The following is an 18,340-nucleotide window of genomic DNA, read 5'->3' on the forward strand; positions in this document are numbered from 1 at the left end:
GTCTCACACCTTCTTCACATCCGATACCGCCGTGCGTCTGAGCTCGATCAAACTCGCTGGCTTCAAATCCTTCGTCGATCCCACGCATTTCCAGGTTCCGGGCCAGCTCGTCGGCGTGGTCGGCCCGAACGGATGCGGCAAGTCCAACATCATCGATGCCGTGCGCTGGGTGCTCGGCGAGTCGCGCGCGTCCGAGCTGCGCGGCGAATCGATGCAGGACGTGATCTTCAACGGTTCGACCGCCCGCAAGCCCGGCAGCCGGGCCAGCGTCGAACTGATCTTCGACAACTCCGACGGTCGTGCGGCCGGGCAGTGGGGCCAGTACGGCGAAATCGCCGTGAAGCGCGTGCTGACGCGCGACGGCACGTCGAGCTACTACATCAACAACCTGCCGGCGCGCCGCCGCGACATCCAGGACATCTTCCTCGGCACGGGCCTCGGGCCGCGCGCGTACGCGATCATCGGGCAGGGCATGATCGCGCGGATCATCGAGGCGAAGCCCGAAGAGCTGCGCGTGTTCCTCGAGGAAGCCGCCGGCGTGTCGAAGTACAAGGAACGCCGCCGCGAAACCGAGAACCGCCTGCACGACACGCGCGAGAACCTGACGCGCGTCGAGGACATCGTGCGCGAACTCGGCGCGAACCTCGAGAAGCTCGAGGCGCAGGCGGTGGTCGCGACCAAGTACAAGGAGCTCGTCGCCGACGGCGAGGAGAAGCAGCGCCTCTTGTGGCTGCTGCGCAAGAACGAGGCCGCGGGCGAGCAGCAGAAGCAGCAGCGTGCGATCGAACAGGCGCAGATCGACCTCGAGGCGCAGACGGCGAAGCTGCGCGAAGTCGAGGCGCAGCTCGAGACGCTGCGCGTCGCGCACTACTCGGCGAGCGACGCGATGCAGGGCGCGCAGGGCGCGCTCTACGAGGCGAACGCCGAGGTGAGCCGCCTCGAAGCCGAGATCAAGTTCATCGTCGAATCGCGCAATCGCGTGCAGGCGCAGATCGCCGCGCTGAACGCGCAGCGCGAGCAGTGGCGCGCGCAGGCCGAGAAGTCGCAGGACGAGCTCGAGGAAGCCGAAGAGGCGCGCGCGATGGCCGACGAGAAGGCCGCGCTCGCCGAAGACAACGCGGCCGCGAAGCACGATGCGCTGCCGGCGCTCGAAGCGAAGTGGCGCGACGCGCAGGCGCAGCTCAACGACGAGCGCGCGCGGATCGCGCAGACCGAGCAGTCGCTGAAGCTCGAAGCCGCGCACCAGCGCAACGCCGACCAGCAGCTCCAGCAGCTTCAGCAGCGCCACGAGCGCCTGAAGAGCGAAGCGGGCGGGCTCGACGCGCCGGACGAGACGCAGCTCGAAGAGCTGCGCATGCAGCTGGCCGAGCAGGAAGAAATTCTCGCTGAAGCGCAGGCGCGCCTCGCGGACGCGGAGGAAACGGTGCCGCGCCTCGACGGCGAACGTCGTGCCGCGCAGGAGCGCGTGCAGGCCGAAGCCGCGCAGATCCACCAGCTCGAGGCGCGCCTCGCCGCGCTGAAGCAGCTGCAGGAGAACGTGCAGACCGAAGGCAAGGTGCAGCCGTGGCTTGACAAGCACGAGCTCGGCGCGCTGCCGCGGCTGTGGAAGAAGCTGCACGTCGAGGCCGGTTGGGAAGCGGCGCTCGAGGCCGTGCTGCGCGAGCGCCTCGCCGCGCTCGAAGTGTCGAATCTCGACTGGGTGAAGGCATTCGCGGCCGACGCGCCGCCCGCGAAGCTCGCGTTCTATGCGCCGCCCGCGGCCGGCGAGCCGCCCGCCGCGGCGGCCGGGCTGCGGCCGGTGCTGTCGCTCGTGCGCATCGACGACGCCGGTATCCGCGCGGTGCTGAACGACTGGCTCGGCAACGTGTACGTCGCCGACGACGTCGCGCAGGCGCTCGCCACGCGCACGCAGTTGCCGGCAGGCGGCGCGTTCGTCGTCAAGGCCGGCCACATCGTCACGCGCGTCGGCGTGCAGCTGTACGCGGCCGATTCGGAGCAGGCCGGGATGCTGGCCCGCCAGCAGGAAATCGAAAACCTGACGCGCCAGGTGCGCGCGCAGGCGCTGCTCGCCGACGAGGCGCGCACGGCGGCCGTGCGGGCGGAAGCCGCGCACACGCAGGCCACGCAGGCGCTCGGCGACGTGCGCGCGCAGGCCGAGCGCGCGACGCAGCGCGTGCATGCGCTGCAGATGGACGTGCTGAAGCTCGCGCAGGCGCACGAGCGTTATACGCAGCGCAGCACGCAGATCCGCGAGGAACTCGAGGAAATCGGCGCGCAGATCGAGGAGCAGCGTGCATTGCGCGCGGAGTCGGAAGCGAATTTCGAGCGCTTCGACGGCGAGCTCGCGGAACTGCGGGCGCGCTTCGAGGACAACCAGCTCGCGTTCGAGTCGCTCGACGAATCGCTGACGCAGGCGCGTCAGGAAGCGCGCGATCTCGAGCGCGGCGCGAACGACGCGCGCTTTGCCGCACGCAACGCGGCGACCCGCATCGACGAACTCAAGCGCACGATCCAGGTCGCGCACGAGCAGAGCGAGCGCGTCGCCGCGTCGCTGGAAGACGCGCGCGCCGAACTCGAGACGATCAACGAGCAGACCGCGCACACGGGCCTGCAGGACGCGCTCGAGATTCGCGCGGTGAAGGAAGAAGCGCTGCAGGCCGCGCGCATCGAGCTCGACGACCTGACCGCGAAGCTGCGCGCGTCGGACGAGCAACGGCTCGTCGCCGAGCGTTCGCTGCAACCGCTGCGCGACCGCATCACCGAGCTGCAACTGAAGGAGCAGGCCGCGCGCCTGTCCGTCGAGCAGTTCGCCGAGCAGCTCGCGGCCGCCGAGGTCGACGAGGCCGCGCTGGCCGCGAAGCTGACGCCGGATCTCAAGCCGTCGTACCTGCAGGGCGAAGTCACGCGCCTGAACAACGCGATCAACGCGCTCGGGCCGGTGAACATGGCCGCGCTCGACGAGCTGAAGGCAGCGAGCGAACGCAAGGTGTTCCTCGACGCGCAGTCGGCCGACCTGATCGACGCGATCACGACGCTCGAGGACGCGATCCACAAGATCGACCAGGAAACCCGCACGCTGCTGCAGGGCACCTTCGACGAGGTCAACCGGCATTTCAGCGACCTGTTCCCGCGCCTGTTCGGCGGCGGCCAGGCGAAGCTGATCATGACGGGCGACGAGATTCTCGATGCCGGCGTGCAGGTGATGGCGCAGCCGCCGGGCAAGAAGAACGCGACGATTCACCTGCTGTCGGGCGGCGAGAAGGCGCTGACCGCGACCGCGCTGGTGTTCGCGATGTTCCAGTTGAACCCGGCGCCATTCTGTCTGCTCGACGAGGTCGACGCGCCGCTGGACGACGCGAACACCGAGCGTTTCGCGAATCTCGTGCGCGCGATGTCCGACAAGACGCAGTTCCTGTTCATCTCGCACAACAAGATCGCGATGGAAATGGCGCAGCAGCTGATCGGCGTGACGATGCAGGAGCAGGGCGTGTCGCGGATCGTCGCGGTGGACATGGAAACCGCCGCGGGTTTTGCCCAGAATTGACGTTTGACGAAACCGGACCGCGTTCGCGCGGCGCATGGGCGCCCGTTCGCGGTCCCGACGAAAAAGAATTGCTGATGGAGCGTGCATGGACGAGTTGACACTCGGTTTGATCGGCGCGGGCGCCGTCGTGGTGGGCGGCGTCGTGGTCTACAACGCATGGCAGGGCGCGAAAGTGCGGCGCAGGATGCCGCGCCCGATGCCGGAGGAAGCGGCCGAGGCGATGAACCGCCCCGAGCGCGACGAAGAGCTGCCGTTCATCGAGCCGGTGCGTCAGCCGGTGCGTCGCGAGCCCGCGGCGCCGGTCTCCGCGGGTACGGCGGCCACGGCCGAAGCCACGCGCGTCGAGCCCACCTTCGGTGCGGCCGCGGGCGGCGCCGCGCCGGCCGATACGCCGGCCGACCTGCAGGCCGAGGCGACGGGCGTCGACACGTCGGCCCAACCGACCGAGCCGGCCGCGGGCGAGGAAGCCGTGCCCGCCGCCACGCACGAGGCGGCGGCCGAGCCGACCGAACCGGTGTTGCCGGCCGCGACGACGATCTCGTCGGCGCCGCCCGCGATCGTCGATCGCCGGATCGACTGCATCGTGCCGATCCGTCTCACCGGGCCGCTGCCGGGCGACAAGATCCTGCCGATCGCGCAGCGGCTGCGCCGCGCGGGCAGCAAGCCCGTGCACATCGAAGGCAAGCCGGAAGGCGGCCAGTGGGAGCTGCTGCAGAACGGCGTGCGCTACGAAGAGCTGCGCGCGGCCGCGCAGCTCGCGAACCGCGGCGGCGCGCTGAACGAGCTCGAATTCTCCGAATTCGTGACGGGCGTCCAGCAGTTCGCCGACGCGATCGACGGCGCGCCGGAATTCCCGGACATGATGGAAACGGTCGCGATGGCGCGCGAGCTCGACGCGTTTGCCGCGCAGTGCGATGCGCAACTGTCGATCAACGTGATGTCGGACGGCGCGCCGTGGTCCGCGAACTACGTGCAGGCGGTCGCGTCGCAGGACGGGCTGCTGCTGTCGCGCGACGGCACGCGCTTCGTGAAGCTCGACGCGAAGCAGAACCCGGTGTTCATGCTGCAGTTCGGCGATACGAACTTCCTGCGCGACGACCTGACGTACAAGGGCGGCAACATGATCACGCTGGTGCTCGACGTGCCGGTGGCCGAAGAGGACATCCTGCCGTTCCGGCTGATGTGCGATTACGCGAAGTCGCTGTCCGAGCGGATCGGCGCGCGCGTCGTCGACGATTCGTGCCGGCCGTTGCCGGAGTCGACGCTGCTCGCGATCGAGCAGCAGTTGATGAAGCTGTACGCGAAGCTCGAGGAAGCCGGCATTCCGGCCGGTTCGCCGGTCACGCGCCGCCTCTTCAGCCAGTAATGCGATCGCGCGGACGGCGGCGCCTGGCGCCGTCGTTCGTCGCCGCGGCGCACACCGCTCGGTGTGCGCCGCAGCATGCCATCGGGCCCGCATTGCGCACCCGCCGCGGCGTCAAACTGAGATAATCGGAAATCCGATTTTTCCGAACGAATCTGCCGCCAGCATGGCCCGAACCCAAGCCGAACCGCCAGCCAGCCAGCCCGACGCGCGCGCCGCGTGGCTGCGCGACCAACTCGAGCGGGCGAACCACGCCTATTACGTGCTCGATCAGCCGGATCTGCCCGACGCCGAATACGACCGGCTGTTCCGTGAGCTGCAGCAGCTCGAAACCGACCATCCCGAACTCGTGACGCCCGATTCGCCGACGCAGCGCGTCGGCGGCGAAGCGGCCGGCGGCTTCACGCCGGTCGTCCACGATGCGCCGATGCTGTCGCTGAACAACGGCTTCGCCGACGAGGACATCGTCGCGTTCGACAAGCGCGTCGCCGACGCGCTCGCCAAGACGACCGATCTCGCCGGCTCGGTGACGGACCCCGTCGAATACGCGTGCGAACTGAAGTTCGACGGCCTCGCGATTTCGCTGCGCTACGAGCAGGGCGTGTTCGTGCAGGCGGCGACGCGCGGCGACGGGACGACCGGCGAGGACGTGACCGAGAACGTGCGCACGATCCGCTCGATTCCGCTGAGGCTGAAAGGCAAGCACGTGCCGGCCGTGCTCGACGTGCGCGGCGAGGTGCTGATGTTCAAGCGCGATTTCGCGCGCCTGAACGAACGCCAGCGCGCGGCCGAGCAGCGCGAATTCGCGAACCCGCGCAACGCGGCGGCCGGCAGCCTGCGCCAGCTCGACTCGAAGATCACCGCGCAGCGGCCGCTGTCGTTCTTCGCATACGGGATCGGCGTGCTCGACGGGATGCCGATGCCCGACACGCACAGCGCGCTGCTCGACTGGTACGAGTCGCTCGGCCTGCCGGTGAACCGCGAGCGCGCGGTCGTGCACGGCGCCGAAGGCCTGCTCGACTTCTTCCGCAAGGTGGGCGAGAAGCGCGAGTCGCTGCCGTACGACATCGACGGCGTCGTCTACAAGGTCAACCGGCGCGACGAGCAGGAGCGCCTCGGTTTCGTGTCGCGCGCGCCGCGCTTCGCGCTTGCACACAAGTTCCCTGCGCAGGAAGCGCTGACGAAGCTCGTCGCGATCGACGTGCAGGTCGGCCGCACCGGCGCGATCACGCCGGTCGCGCGTCTCGAGCCGGTGTTCGTCGGCGGCGCGACCGTGACCAACGCGACGCTGCACAACGAGGACGAAGTGCGCCGCAAGGACATCCGGATCGGCGACACCGTGATCGTGCGCCGTGCGGGCGACGTGATTCCGGAAGTGGTCGGCGCGCTGCTCGACCGGCGCCCGGCGGATGCGGCCGAATTCGTGATGCCGACCGAATGCCCGGTGTGCGGCTCGAAGATCGAGCGCCTGCCGGACGAGGCGATCGCGCGCTGTACGGGCGGGCTGTTCTGCCCGGCGCAGCGCAAGCAGGCGCTGTGGCATTTCGCGCAGCGCCGCGCGCTCGACATCGACGGCCTCGGCGAGAAGATCATCGATCAGCTCGTCGAGCTGAATCTGGTGCGCACGCCGGCCGACCTGTTCAATCTCGGCTTCGCGACGTTGGCCGAACTCGACCGGTTTGCCGAGAAATCCGCGCAGAATCTGCTCGATTCGCTCGAGAAGGCGAAGCATACGACGCTCGCGCGCTTCATCTACGGGCTCGGCATCCGCCATGTCGGCGAATCGACCGCGAAGGATCTCGCGAAGCATTTCGGCTCGCTGACGCCGATCATGGACGCGTCGATCGAGGAACTGCTCGAAGTCAACGACGTCGGGCCGATCGTCGCCGAGTCGATCCACCAGTTCTTCGCGGAAGAACACAACCGGACCGTGATCGAGCAGTTGCGCGCGCCCGGCAAGGTCACGTGGCCGGAAGGGCCGCCCGCGCCGAAGGCGCCGCAGGGCGTGCTGGCCGGCAAGACGGTCGTGCTGACGGGCACGCTGCCGACTCTCACGCGCGATGCGGCGAAGGAAATGCTCGAAGCGGCGGGCGCCAAGGTGGCCGGTTCGGTGTCGAAGAAGACGGATTACGTGGTCGCGGGCGCCGAAGCCGGCAGCAAGCTCGCGAAGGCCGAGGAACTCGGCATCCCCGTGCTGGACGAAGACGGTCTGCACCAACTCCTGGAGGGCAATACGCCATGATTCGCGAGATCCTGAAGATGGGCGATCCGCGCCTGCTCGAAATCGCCCAACCGGTCGAGCGGTTCGATACCCCCGAGCTGCACGAGATCGTCGCGGACATGTTCGAGACGATGCATCACGCGAACGGCGCCGGGCTGGCCGCGCCGCAGATCGGCATCGGGCTGCAGATCATCATCTTCGGCTTCGGCAACAACAACCGCTATCCGGACGCGCCGCCGGTGCCCGAGACCGTGCTGATCAACCCGAAGATCGAGTACCTGCCGCCGGACATGGAAGAGGGCTGGGAAGGCTGCCTGTCGGTGCCGGGCATGCGCGGCGTCGTCAGCCGCTACGCGAAGGTGCGCTACAGCGGTTACGACCAGTTCGGCCAGAAGATCGATCGCGTCGCCGAAGGATTCCACGCGCGCGTGGTCCAGCACGAATACGATCACCTCATCGGCAAGCTGTATCCGATGCGGATTACCGACTTCACGCGCTTCGGCTTCACCGAGGTGCTGTTCCCGGGGCTCGATCCGGCCGACGACGACTGATCGTCCGCGCTTTGCGCGGAAAAGAAAAAGCCCGCGCAAGCGGGCTTCGTCATGGCGGGGCGCACGTCGCGCGTGCCCGAGGTCAGAACGTCTCGTCGGCCGACAGGTAGCGCCATTGGCCCTGCGGCAGCGCGCCGAGCATCACGCGGCCCATCCGCACGCGCTTCAGGCCGATCACGTCGAGGCCGACCAGTTCGCACATGCGGCGGATCTGGCGCTTCTTGCCTTCGCGCAGCACGAAGCGCAACTGTTCGCCGTTTTGCCAGCTCACCATCGCCGGCTTCAGCGGAACGCCATCGAGCTCGAGGCCGTGGCGCAGCTTCGCGAGCGATTCCGCCGGGAAGTGCTGGTCGATGTCGATCAGTCGCTCGCCGAAGCGCACGCGCACCAGGTATTCCTTGTCGATGTCCGACTGTTCGCCGATCAGCTGCTTCGCGATCACGCCGTTCTGCGTCAGCACGAGCAGGCCGGTGGAGTCGATGTCGAGACGGCCGGCCGGCGCAAGCGCATGCAGATGCTGCGGCGAGAAGCGCAGCGGCGAATGATCGCCGCTCCAGCGGTTCGCGCGCGTGATCAGCACGGACGCCGGCTCGTAGCCGTCTTCCGCCTGGCCCGACACGTAGCCGACCGGCTTGTGCAGCAGGATCGTTACCTGCGCGGCCTGCGCGGCGCTCGCTCGCTCGTCGATCTCGATCTTCTGATCGGCGCGCACCTTGGTGCCGAGCGTGTCGATGCGTTCGCCGTCGACGAGCACCCAGCCCTTTTCGATCCATTCGTCGGCTTCGCGGCGCGAGCACATGCCGAGCTCGGACATCCGCTTCGACAGGCGCATCAGGCCCGTTTCGTCGCCGTAGGCGACATCGGCCGCCGCCACGCGCTTGACGGGTTGCGCGGTCTTCACCGCGCCGAACGAACGGCGCTCGCCGTCGCGCGCGGGGCGGGCCGGGCGATCGCCGAAGCTGCGCTTCGCGCCTTCGCCGGCGGCCTTGTCGCGGTAGGACGGGCGTTTGCTGTCGTCACCGCCCGCTGCACGGCGCGGACGCGTATCGTCGTCGCTGCGGCGCGGCGGGCGATCCGATGACGTATTGCGGTCGCCATAGCTGCGTTTCGCACCTTCGCCGGCGGCCTTGTCGCGATAGGACGGGCGCTTGCTGTCGTCACCGCTTGCTGCGCGACGCGGACGGGCGTCGTCATCACGGCGGGGAGGGCGGTCGGAAGACGTGCGACGCTCGCCGAAGCTGCGCTTCGCGCCTTCGCCGGATGCGTTGTCGCGATAGGACGGGCGCTTGCCTTCGTCGCCACCCGCGCGACGCGGACGTGCGTCGTCATCGCGACGCGGCGGGCGATCCGACGACGTGCGACGCTCGCCGAAGCCGCGCTTCGCGCCTTCAGCGGATGCGTTGTCACGGTAGGACGGACGCTTGCCTTCGTCGCCACCGGCGCGGCGCGGCCGCGCATCGTCATCGTTGCGACGCGGCGGGCGATCCGACGACGTGCGACGCTCGCCGAAGCCGCGCTTCGCACCTTCGCCGGCCGCATTGTCGCGATACGGCGCGCGCGTGCCGCGCTCGGCGCCACCGTCACGCGGCGCGCGCTTCGCCGGTGCGCGATCCGCGCCCGGACGTTCGGCGCCGGCGGCGCCGCGCGGCTTGAACGAGCGCTCGCCGGTGGCGGCCGCCGCGGGCGCCTTCTTCGGGCGGGCCGGCTTGTCCGCCGCGGGCGGCGCGGCGGGGCGTACCGCCTTGCGGGCGACGAGGCTGCCGGAGCGGACGGGGGCGCGAGTCGGCGACGCCGGCTTCGGATTCTTGACGGTTAATTTGGTGCGCATAAACGCTGGGATTCATTCAGACTGCGATCGCACGCAGCAATTCGGTTTCGAGCTGGATCTGCAGGCGGTTGTCGGACAGGCCGGCACCCGCGAGCAGGAAGATGTCTTCGACGCGCTCGCCGAGCGTATTGATCCGCGCCGCATGGACGCCGATCCGATGTTCGGCGAGTACGCGCGCGATCGAATAGAGAAGGCCCGGCCGGTCGTTGGCCGACACGGACAGGATGTAGTACTGACCACGCTCGTCGGCCCGCAGGTCGACGCGCGGCGTGATCGGAAACGTCCGGGACAGCCGCGACAGGCGGCCCTTCGACGGCTCCGGCAGCGATGCGGTTTCGGCCAGCCGCGCCGCGAGCTGCTGCTCGACGAGATTCGCGATGTCGCGGTAGCGCACGTCGCGTTCGGTCTGCGTGACGATGAAGTTGTCGAGCGCATAGCCGTGCCGCGTCGTGCTGACGCGCGCGTCGAGCACCGACAGCCCGTTGCGGTCGAAATACGCGCAGATGCCCGCGAACAGGTCGGGGCGGTCCTTCACGTACACGAGCACCTGCAGCGCGTCGCCGATCGGCGACGGCCGCGCGCGGACGATCGCGGTTTCGGCGTTCACGTGCCGGTACAGCACGCGCGTCTGCCACGCGATGTCGGCCGCGTCGTGACGCAGGAAGAAGCCGACGTCGAGCTGATCCCACAATGCGCGGTGCGCGTCGTCGGGCACGGTTTCCAGGCGCAGCAGCGCGAGCGCCTGCTCCTGCCGCGACTTCAGCTCCGAATGCGCGTCGGGGTTCGCGCCGCCGAGCACCGCGAGCGTGATGCGGTACAGATCCTCGAGCAGCTTGCCCTTCCATGTGTTCCATACCTTCGGGCTCGTGCCGCGGATATCGGCGACGGTCAGCAGGTAGAGCGCGGTGAGGTAGCGTTCGTTGCCGACGACTTCGGCGAAGCGCTTGATGACCTCGGGGTCGCTCGTGTCCTGCTTCTGCGCGACCTGGCTCATCGTCAGGTGATGCTGGACGAGCCACACGATCAGCGCCGCGTCGTCGCCGTCGATCCCGTGCTCGCGGCAGAAGCGCCGCGCGTCGGCCATCCCGAGCGTCGAGTGATCGCCGCCGCGGCCCTTCGCGATGTCGTGGAACAGCGCCGCGACGTACAGCACCCACGGGCGCTCGAAGTTGCCGATCAGCTGGCTGCAGAACGGGTATTCGTGCGCATGCTCGGCCACCGCGAAGCGGCGGATGTTGCGCAGCACCATCAGGATGTGCTGATCGACCGTGTACACGTGGTACAGGTCGTGCTGCATCTGGCCGACGATGCGGCGGAAGTTCAGCAGGTAGCGGCCGAGCACGCTCGTCTGGTTCATCAGCCGGAACGCATGCGTGATGCCTTCGGGCTGCTGCAGGATCTGCATGAACGTGCGGCGGTTCTGCGGATCGCGGCGCCACGCGTTGTTCATGATTTCGCGCGAGTTGTACAGCGCCCGCAGCGTGCGGGCGGACAGGCCTTTCACGCCGCGCGTCGTCTCGTACAGCAGGAACGCTTCGAGGATTGCGTCGGGATGGCGCTCGAACACGCCGTCGTCGACGATCTCGAGCATGCCCTGTTTCTCGACGAAGCGATCGGCCGACAGCACGCGCGTGATGCCGCTCGTCGCGGGGAACAGCTGCGCCTCGATGTTCTGGATCAGGATCGTCGCGAGCTGCGTGACGGCCTTCGCGGCCCAGTAGTAGCGGCGCATCAGTTGCTCGCTCGCGCGCTTGGCCTGCGTCGGCTGGTAGCCGAAGCTCTCGGCGGCCTGCGTCTGCAGGTCGAACACGAGCATGTCCTGGCGGCGCCCGGCGATCACGTGCAGCCGCGCGCGCAGCGTCTTCAGGAAGCCTTCGTTGCGACGCAGCTCGCGTGCTTCGCGGTCGGTGATGAGCCCGCGCGTGTCGAGTTCGCGCCAGCTGCTGCCGAAGCCGGCCGCGCGCGCGATCCACAGGATCGTCTGCAGGTCGCGCAGCCCGCCCGGGCTTTCCTTCACGTTCGGCTCGAGGCTGTACGGCGTGTCCTGGAACTTCGCATGGCGCTGGCGCATCTCGAGCACCTTCGCGGTGAAGAACGCGCGGGCGTCGAGCGCTTCGTGGTAGCGCACGGTGAAGCGCTCGAACAGCGCGGTGCTGCCGACGATGCGGCGCGCTTCGAGCAGCGAGGTCTGCACCGTGACGTCCTGCGACGCCTCCTCGATGCACTGCGCGACCGTGCGCACGCTGCTGCCGATCTCGAGGCCGAGATCCCACGCCATCCCGATGAAGCGCTCGATGCGCGCGTCGAGCGCCGCGTCGTGCGCATCGGGCAGCAGCACGAGGATGTCGACGTCGGAATAGGGCGCGAGCTCGCCGCGCCCGTAGCCGCCGACGGCGACGAGCGCGAGCGTCGCGGGCAGCCCGCATTCGTCCCACACGCGCTTCAACGCGTCGTCGGTGAGTTTCGACAGCGCGTGCATCAGCGACGCGACGTTCGCCGCGCGGCGAAAACGCTCGAGCATTTCCGTCTTGGCGGCCTTGAATTCGGCGCGCCGCGACAGCGCTTCGGGCGAGGGGGCAGCGTGAGCGCTCATGGGCAGCCGTTCAGGTGCGAAAGTGGGGCGGGCTGGCGTGACGTCGCTCAGACGGCGGCGGCCGGTTGCGCGAACACGGGGCGCGCCGGCGTGCCGGCCGACACGGTCAGCACTTCGTAGCCGGTTTCGGTGACGAGCACCGTGTGCTCCCACTGCGCGGACAGGCTGCGGTCGCGCGTCTTGACCGTCCACTGGTCGGGCATCGTGCGGATGTCGCGCTTGCCGGCGTTGATCATCGGCTCGATCGTGAAGATCATGCCGGCCTTCAGCTCGACGCCGGTGCCCGGGCGGCCGTAGTGGACGACCTGCGGATCCTCGTGGAACACCGTGCCGATGCCGTGGCCGCAGTATTCGCGCACGACGCTGTAGCCTTGCGCTTCCGCGTGCTTCTGGATCGCGTAGCCGATGTCGCCGAGGTGCGCGCCGGGCTTGACCTGGTCGATGCCGAGCCACATGCATTCGTAGGTGGTCTGCACGAGGCGCTTCGCGAGGATCGACCCCTCGCCGACGATGAACATCCGGCTGGTGTCGCCGAAATAGCCGTTCTTGATCACGGTGATGTCGATGTTCAGCGCATCGCCGTTCTTGAGCACCTTCTCGCCGGGAATGCCGTGGCAGATCACGTCGTTGACCGAAATGCAGGTGGCCTTCGGGTACGGCGGATAGCCGGGCGGCTGGTAGTTCAGCGGCGCGGGGATCGTGCCTTGCTCGTTGAGCATGTACTCGTGGCAGAGGCGGTCGAGTTCGGCGGTCGTGACGCCCGCGACGACGTGCGGCGTGATGAAGTCGAGCACTTCGCTCGCGAGACGGCAGGCGACGCGCATCTGGGCGATATCGTGTTCGTTTTTGAGCGTAATAGCCATCGAGGTATGCCTGCAATGCGGTGAATTGACGGATTATCGCACCTTATGGCGGGCCTCGCAGCCCCTGCCGGCCGCGCGGATGCGGGTTTTCGCGGATTGTCCGGCCCGCTGCCGCACGGCACGCGAAAGTGCCGCGCGACTTGAGAGCGGACAATTCCGCGTGCTATACTCTCTGGCTAAGTCGATATCCAAATGCCGAATTTTCCCCGTCTTGGGGCGGCATCACGATGAAAGGCTTACGGCACGGGCGTTTTGCACGTGCCGAATCGCAAGCCGGCGCAACCAGGGTGCCGGCCGCGCGGTATCCGCGCCCTTCGGGCGGGTTCGCGCGGCGGTACGGCAGCCGGCTTAAGACCCAACCCTCGTGGAGAATTTACATGGCAGTCACGATGCGCCAAATGCTGGAAGCGGGTGTCCACTTCGGTCACCAGACGCGCTTCTGGAACCCGAAGATGGCTCCGTTCATTTTCGGTCACCGCAACAAGATTCACATCATCAACCTCGAAAAGACGCTGCCGATGTTCACGGACGCACAGAAGTACGTGCGCCAGCTGGCAGCGAACCGCGGCACGATCCTGTTCGTCGGCACGAAGCGCCAGTCGCGTGACACGATCGCCCAGGAAGCGCAGCGTGCGGGCATGCCGTACGTCAACGCACGCTGGCTCGGCGGCATGATGACCAACTTCAAGACGCTGAAGGTGTCGATCAAGCGCCTGAAGGACATGGAAGCGGCTGTCGAGGCAGGCGAGCTCGAGAAGATGAGCAAGAAGGAAGCGCTGCTGTTCGAACGCGAAATCGCCAAGCTGCAGAAGTCGATCGGCGGCGTGAAGGACATGGGCGGCATTCCGGACGCGATCTTCGTCGTCGACGTCGGCTACCACAAGATCGCCGTCACGGAAGCGAACAAGCTGGGCGTGCCGGTCATCGCCGTGGTCGATACGAACCACTCGCCGGAAGGTGTGGATTACGTGATCCCGGGTAACGACGACTCGAGCAAGGCAGTCGCGCTGTACGCGGAAGGCGTGGCCGACGCGATCCTCGAAGGCCGTGCGAACGCGGTCAACGAAGTGGTCCAGGCTGCACGCGGCGACGACGAGTACGTCGAGGAAAACGCGTAACTGGCCCCGAGCCGGCGCAAAAAGGGGGCTCTCAACAGGCCCCCTTTTTTTAAGCTTGTGCGCCGGACCTGATCGCGTCGAATCGGCGCGGGTCCGGAAACGAATCTCGGCCGTTCGCGTCCAAGCGGGCGGCGTTGTGAATACAGACTCAAGGAGCGAATGATGGCGGCAATTACCGCAAGCATGGTGGCAGAACTGCGCGCAAAGACCGACGCACCGATGATGGAGTGCAAGAAGGCGCTGACGGAAGCCGACGGCGATCTGGCCAAGGCTGAAGAACTGCTGCGCGTCAAGCTCGGCAACAAGGCGAGCAAGGCCGCGTCGCGCGTGACGGCGGAAGGCGTCGTCGCATCGTTCGTCGGCGGCAACGCAGGCGCGCTGGTCGAACTGAACTGCGAAACCGACTTCGTCGCGAAGAACGACGACTTCCTCGCGTTCTCGAAGACGGTGGCGGAACTCGTCGCGACGCAAAATCCGGCCGACGTGGCGGCACTGTCGGCGCTGCCGCTCGACGGCTCGACCGTCGACGCAGTGCGTCTGGCGCTGATCGGCAAGATCGGCGAGAACGTGTCGATCCGCCGTTTCGTCCGTTTCGAAACCGCGAACAAGATCGCCACGTACCTGCACGGCGCGCGTATCGGCGTGATCGTCGAGTACACGGGCGCGGACGAGCAGGTCGGCAAGGACGTCGCGATGCACATCGCGGCGATGAAGCCGGTCGCGCTGTCGTCGGCCGACGTGCCGGCGGAACTGATCGAGACGGAACGCCGCGTGGCCGAGCAGAAGGCCGCGGAATCGGGCAAGCCGGCCGAAATCGTCGCGAAGATGGTCGACGGCAGCGTCCAGAAGTACCTGAAGGAAGTGTCGCTGCTGAACCAGACGTTCGTGAAGAACGACAAGCAGACGATCGAGCAGATGCTGAAGGCAGCGAATGCCGCGGTGCAGAAGTTCGCGCTGTTCGTCGTCGGCGAAGGCATCGAGAAGCGCCAGGACGACTTCGCCGCCGAAGTGGCCGCGCAAGTCGCCGCAGCAAAGCAGCAGTAAGCAGTCAGGCAGTAACCGCGGCGGGCGTCCGCTCCGCCGCGGCCGGCGGCGCCGCCGGCCGGCCGGGTACCCCGGCCCGGTCGTCGGCGCTTGCCCGAATCAGTATTTCGCCCCTACAGTTCGTGGTTGTCATCCTCTCGTCGCTCGGAAGCCCCTATGTCCAATGCCTATAAACGCGTCCTCCTCAAACTCTCCGGCGAAGCGCTGATGGGCGACGACGCCTTCGGCATCAATCGCGCGACGATCGAGCGGATGGTGGCGGATATCGCAGAAGTCGTGCGCCTCGGCACGCAGCTCGCGGTCGTGATCGGTGGCGGTAATATTTTCCGCGGCGTCGCGGGCGGCGCGGCCGGCATGGACCGCGCGACGGCCGACTACATGGGGATGCTGGCGACGATGATGAACGCGCTGGCGCTGCAGGACGCGATGCGCCACGCGGGCATCGAGGCGCGCGTGCAGTCGGCGCTGCGGATGGACCAGGTCGTCGAGCCGTACATCCGGCCCCGCGCGATCCGTCAGCTCGAGGAAGGCCGTGTCGTGATCTTTGCGGCCGGCACCGGCAACCCGTTCTTCACGACGGATACCGCGGCCGCGCTGCGCGGCTCGGAAGTGGGCGCCGAAGTCGTGCTGAAGGCGACCAAGGTCGATGGCGTATATTCTGCCGATCCGAAGAAGGATCCGTCGGCTACGCGCTATACGACGATCAGCTTCGACGAGGCGATCAGCCGCAACCTGCAGGTGATGGACGCGACGGCGTTTGCGCTGTGCCGCGACCAGAAGCTGCCGATTCGCGTGTTTTCGATCAACAAGCCGGGTGCGCTCAAGCGCATCGTGCTGGGCGAGGACGAAGGTACGCTCGTCCACGTGTAAACTCCCGCGGATGCGGGCGACTGACGGCGGGCCACCGGCTATGTGCGACTGGCTGCGGGTTGCCGGCCGCGGCGCGCGACATGCGCCGGTCGGCGCTCGCGTTCTTTGAAGGTTTGAAGGTTCGGAGGTTGAAATGAGTGTCGCTGATGTCAAGAAGGGCGTCGAGCAAAAGATGCAGCGCTCGATCGAAGCGTTCAAGAACGATCTGGCCAAGATCCGTACGGGCCGTGCACACACCGGTCTGCTCGATCACGTTCAGGTCGACTACTACGGCTCGATGGTGCCGATCTCGCAGGTCGCGAACCTGACGCTCGTCGACGCGCGCACGATCGGCGTGCAGCCGTGGGAAAAGAACATGGTCGCGAAGGTCGAGAAGGCCATCCGCGAAGCCGATCTGGGCCTGAATCCGGCCACGGCCGGCGACCTGATCCGCGTGCCGATGCCCGCGCTGACGGAAGAGCGCCGCCGCGAGCTGACCAAGGTCGTGAAGAGCGAAGGCGAAACGGCCAAGGTCGCGATCCGCAACCTGCGCCGCGACGCGAACGAAGCGCTCAAGAAGCTCGTGAAGGACAAGGAAATCTCGGAAGACGACGAGCGCCGCGCAAGCGACGACGTGCAGAAGCTGACCGACAAGCACGTGGCCGAAGTCGACAAGCTCGTGCAGACCAAGGAAGCCGAGATCATGACGGTCTGACGACCGTCCTCGCGCGCCGCCTTCTTCCCGCATTACTGTCTCAACGGCCATGACCTATACCAGCTCTACCGTTCGCGTGCCTGACGTCGGCGTCGTGCCGCGTCACATCGCGATCATCATGGACGGCAATGGCCGTTGGGCGACCGAACGCCGCTTGCCGCGCGTCGCGGGGCACACCCGCGGCGTCGATGCCGTGCGGGCGGTGGTCGAAGGCTGCGCGCGCGCCGGCGTCGAATACCTGACGCTGTTCGCGTTCAGTTCGGAAAACTGGCGCCGGCCGAACGACGAAGTGTCGTTCCTGATGCGGCTGTTCATCACCGCGCTCGAGCGCGAGGTGGGCAAGCTGCATGCGAACGGGATCCGCCTGCGTGTCGTCGGCGATCTCGACCGTTTCGAGCCGCGCATCCGTGAACTGATTCGCCGCGCCGAAACCAAGACGGCGCGCAATACCCGTCTGACGCTCACCATCGCGGCCAACTACGGCGGCCGGTGGGACATCCTGCAGGCGACGAAGAAGCTCGTCGAGCAGGCCGTGCGCGAAGGTCGCGAGATCGAAGTGACCGAGGACGCTTTCGCGCCGCACCTGGCGATGGCCTACGCGCCGGAGCCCGATCTCTTCATCCGCACGGGCGGCGAGCAGCGCGTCAGCAACTTCCTGCTGTGGCAGCTCGCGTACGCCGAATTCTATTTCACCGACAAGTACTGGCCGGATTTCGACGGCGCGGCACTGGCCGACGCGATGGCGTCGTATACCGAGCGCGAGCGCCGTTTCGGGCGCACGAGTGCGCAGCTCGAACCGCAATCGCAGAACGCCGACTCCCTTTCATGCTGAAAACCCGTGTGATCACGGCGATCGTGATGCTGGCCGTGCTGCTGCCGGTGACGCTGTTCGCGCCGCTCGCCGGGTTCGGCGCGCTGATCGGCGTCGTGCTGGTGTTCGCCGCGTGGGAGTGGGCGCGCCTGCTGAAGCTCGGCGGCGCCGCGCCGGTCGTCTATGCGCTCGTCGCGGCGCTCGCGCTCGCGGCCACCGCGCCGCTCGGCGTCGACGCGGCTTCGTCCCGTCCCCTTTTCATCGCGGCTGGCGTGTTCTGGCTGCTGGTCGGCCCGTTCGCGCTGCGGCGCAAGCCCGAACTCGCGGGCGGCGTGTGGCGACCGTTCCTGCTGGCCGCCGGTCTCGTCGTGTTCGCCGCCTGCTGGCACGCGCTCGTGGCAGCCCGCGCGCAGGGCGTGCCGTTCGTGCTGTCGCTGCTTCTGGTCGTCTGGCTGGCCGATATCGGCGCATACTTCGCCGGCAAGGCCTTCGGAAAGCGTAAACTGGCCATCACGATCAGCCCCGGCAAGAGCTGGGAAGGCGCGATCGGCGGCTGGTTCGCGGTGATGGTCGTCGCCAGTGTCGCGATGGCCGTACACGCTTTCGAACCGACCCTGTTTTCCGCGCTCGCCGCGCGCTACGGAATGCCCGGCACGTGGGCCGCACTGACGCTGCTGGTTGCATACAGCGTGATTGGCGACCTGTTCGAGTCGCTGCTGAAGCGGCAGGCGGGCGTGAAGGATTCGAGCGGACTGCTGCCGGGCCACGGCGGCGTGCTCGATCGGGTCGACGCGCTGCTGCCGGTGCTGCCGCTCGCGATGCTGCTGCTTGGTTAAACCA

At 67.7% G+C, this 18,340-nt stretch carries 13 protein-coding genes; 10 read left to right on the forward strand and 3 right to left on the reverse strand.

Translation table 11 applies throughout. From position 1 onward, the window contains the following. The first annotated feature begins 31 nt into the window (after nt 1–31). From smc to def, 4 genes are all read left to right on the forward strand, one after another. Complete coding sequence (gene smc / locus LGN10_RS22955; protein WP_226225103.1) at nt 32–3,544, forward strand: chromosome segregation protein SMC; 3,513 nt, start codon at nt 32–34, stop codon at nt 3,542–3,544. Between the two features lie 85 nt (nt 3,545–3,629). Continuing rightward, entirely contained in the window at nt 3,630–4,910 is a 1,281-nt protein-coding gene (locus LGN10_RS22960) for a cell division protein ZipA C-terminal FtsZ-binding domain-containing protein (protein ID WP_226225104.1), read from the forward strand. Nucleotides 4,911–5,073: 163 nt separating this feature from the next. Next, complete coding sequence (gene ligA / locus LGN10_RS22965) at nt 5,074–7,149, forward strand: NAD-dependent DNA ligase LigA (RefSeq protein WP_099316527.1); 2,076 nt, start codon at nt 5,074–5,076, stop codon at nt 7,147–7,149. Further along, a complete protein-coding gene (gene def, locus LGN10_RS22970; RefSeq protein WP_059573695.1) occupies nt 7,146–7,679 on the forward strand; it encodes a peptide deformylase in 534 nt (177 codons plus the stop codon). Before ligA ends, def begins: the two co-directional genes overlap by 4 nt. An 82-nt stretch (nt 7,680–7,761) precedes the next feature. On the opposite strand, the gene LGN10_RS22975 is transcribed toward def, so the two are convergent. From LGN10_RS22975 to map, 3 genes are read right to left on the reverse strand one after another with little or no spacing between them, the layout of a single operon-like run. Then, the gene (locus LGN10_RS22975) at nt 7,762–9,507 is read right to left on the reverse strand and encodes a pseudouridine synthase (RefSeq protein ID WP_226225106.1); all 1,746 of its coding nucleotides are present in this window, start codon (nt 9,505–9,507) and stop codon (nt 7,762–7,764) included. A 16-nt stretch (nt 9,508–9,523) separates the two neighbouring features. Beyond that, on the reverse strand, nt 9,524–12,100 hold the full coding sequence (locus tag LGN10_RS22980; protein ID WP_059645395.1) for a [protein-PII] uridylyltransferase: 2,577 nt from the start codon (nt 12,098–12,100) through the stop codon (nt 9,524–9,526). Between the two features lie 47 nt (nt 12,101–12,147). After that, a complete protein-coding gene (map, locus tag LGN10_RS22985; RefSeq protein ID WP_059573697.1) occupies nt 12,148–12,963 on the reverse strand; it encodes a type I methionyl aminopeptidase in 816 nt (271 codons plus the stop codon). 377 nt (nt 12,964–13,340) lie between these two features. Between map and rpsB the strand changes: the two genes are divergently transcribed. The 6 genes from rpsB to LGN10_RS23015 all read left to right on the forward strand — a co-directional run bounded on the left by rpsB (nt 13,341) and on the right by LGN10_RS23015 (nt 18,336). Next, nucleotides 13,341–14,081 (forward strand): 30S ribosomal protein S2, encoded by a 741-nt coding sequence (gene rpsB / locus LGN10_RS22990; protein ID WP_006483818.1) that lies wholly within the window; start codon nt 13,341–13,343, stop codon nt 14,079–14,081. Between the two features lie 162 nt (nt 14,082–14,243). Continuing rightward, nucleotides 14,244–15,125 (forward strand): translation elongation factor Ts, encoded by an 882-nt coding sequence (gene tsf / locus LGN10_RS22995; RefSeq protein WP_006483826.1) that lies wholly within the window; start codon nt 14,244–14,246, stop codon nt 15,123–15,125. Between the two features lie 156 nt (nt 15,126–15,281). After that, a complete protein-coding gene (pyrH, locus tag LGN10_RS23000) occupies nt 15,282–15,995 on the forward strand; it encodes a UMP kinase (RefSeq protein ID WP_006402648.1) in 714 nt (237 codons plus the stop codon). A 133-nt stretch (nt 15,996–16,128) separates the two neighbouring features. Beyond that, nucleotides 16,129–16,689, forward strand: a complete 561-nt coding sequence (gene frr, locus LGN10_RS23005) for a ribosome recycling factor (RefSeq protein ID WP_006483822.1) — start codon at nt 16,129–16,131, stop codon at nt 16,687–16,689. Nucleotides 16,690–16,738: 49 nt separating this feature from the next. Beyond that, on the forward strand, nt 16,739–17,521 hold the full coding sequence (gene uppS / locus LGN10_RS23010; protein ID WP_034201584.1) for a polyprenyl diphosphate synthase: 783 nt from the start codon (nt 16,739–16,741) through the stop codon (nt 17,519–17,521). Beyond that, nucleotides 17,515–18,336 carry a phosphatidate cytidylyltransferase gene (locus tag LGN10_RS23015; RefSeq protein ID WP_226225108.1) on the forward strand — a complete coding sequence of 274 codons (822 nt, stop codon included), beginning with the start codon at nt 17,515–17,517 and terminating at the stop codon, nt 18,334–18,336. The genes uppS and LGN10_RS23015 overlap by 7 nt, the downstream gene beginning before the upstream one ends. Nucleotides 18,337–18,340 lie beyond the last annotated feature (4 nt).

Origin of the sequence: Burkholderia sp. AU32262 (assembly GCF_020419985.1) — a bacterium.
Lineage (GTDB): Bacteria > Pseudomonadota > Gammaproteobacteria > Burkholderiales > Burkholderiaceae > Burkholderia > Burkholderia semiarida.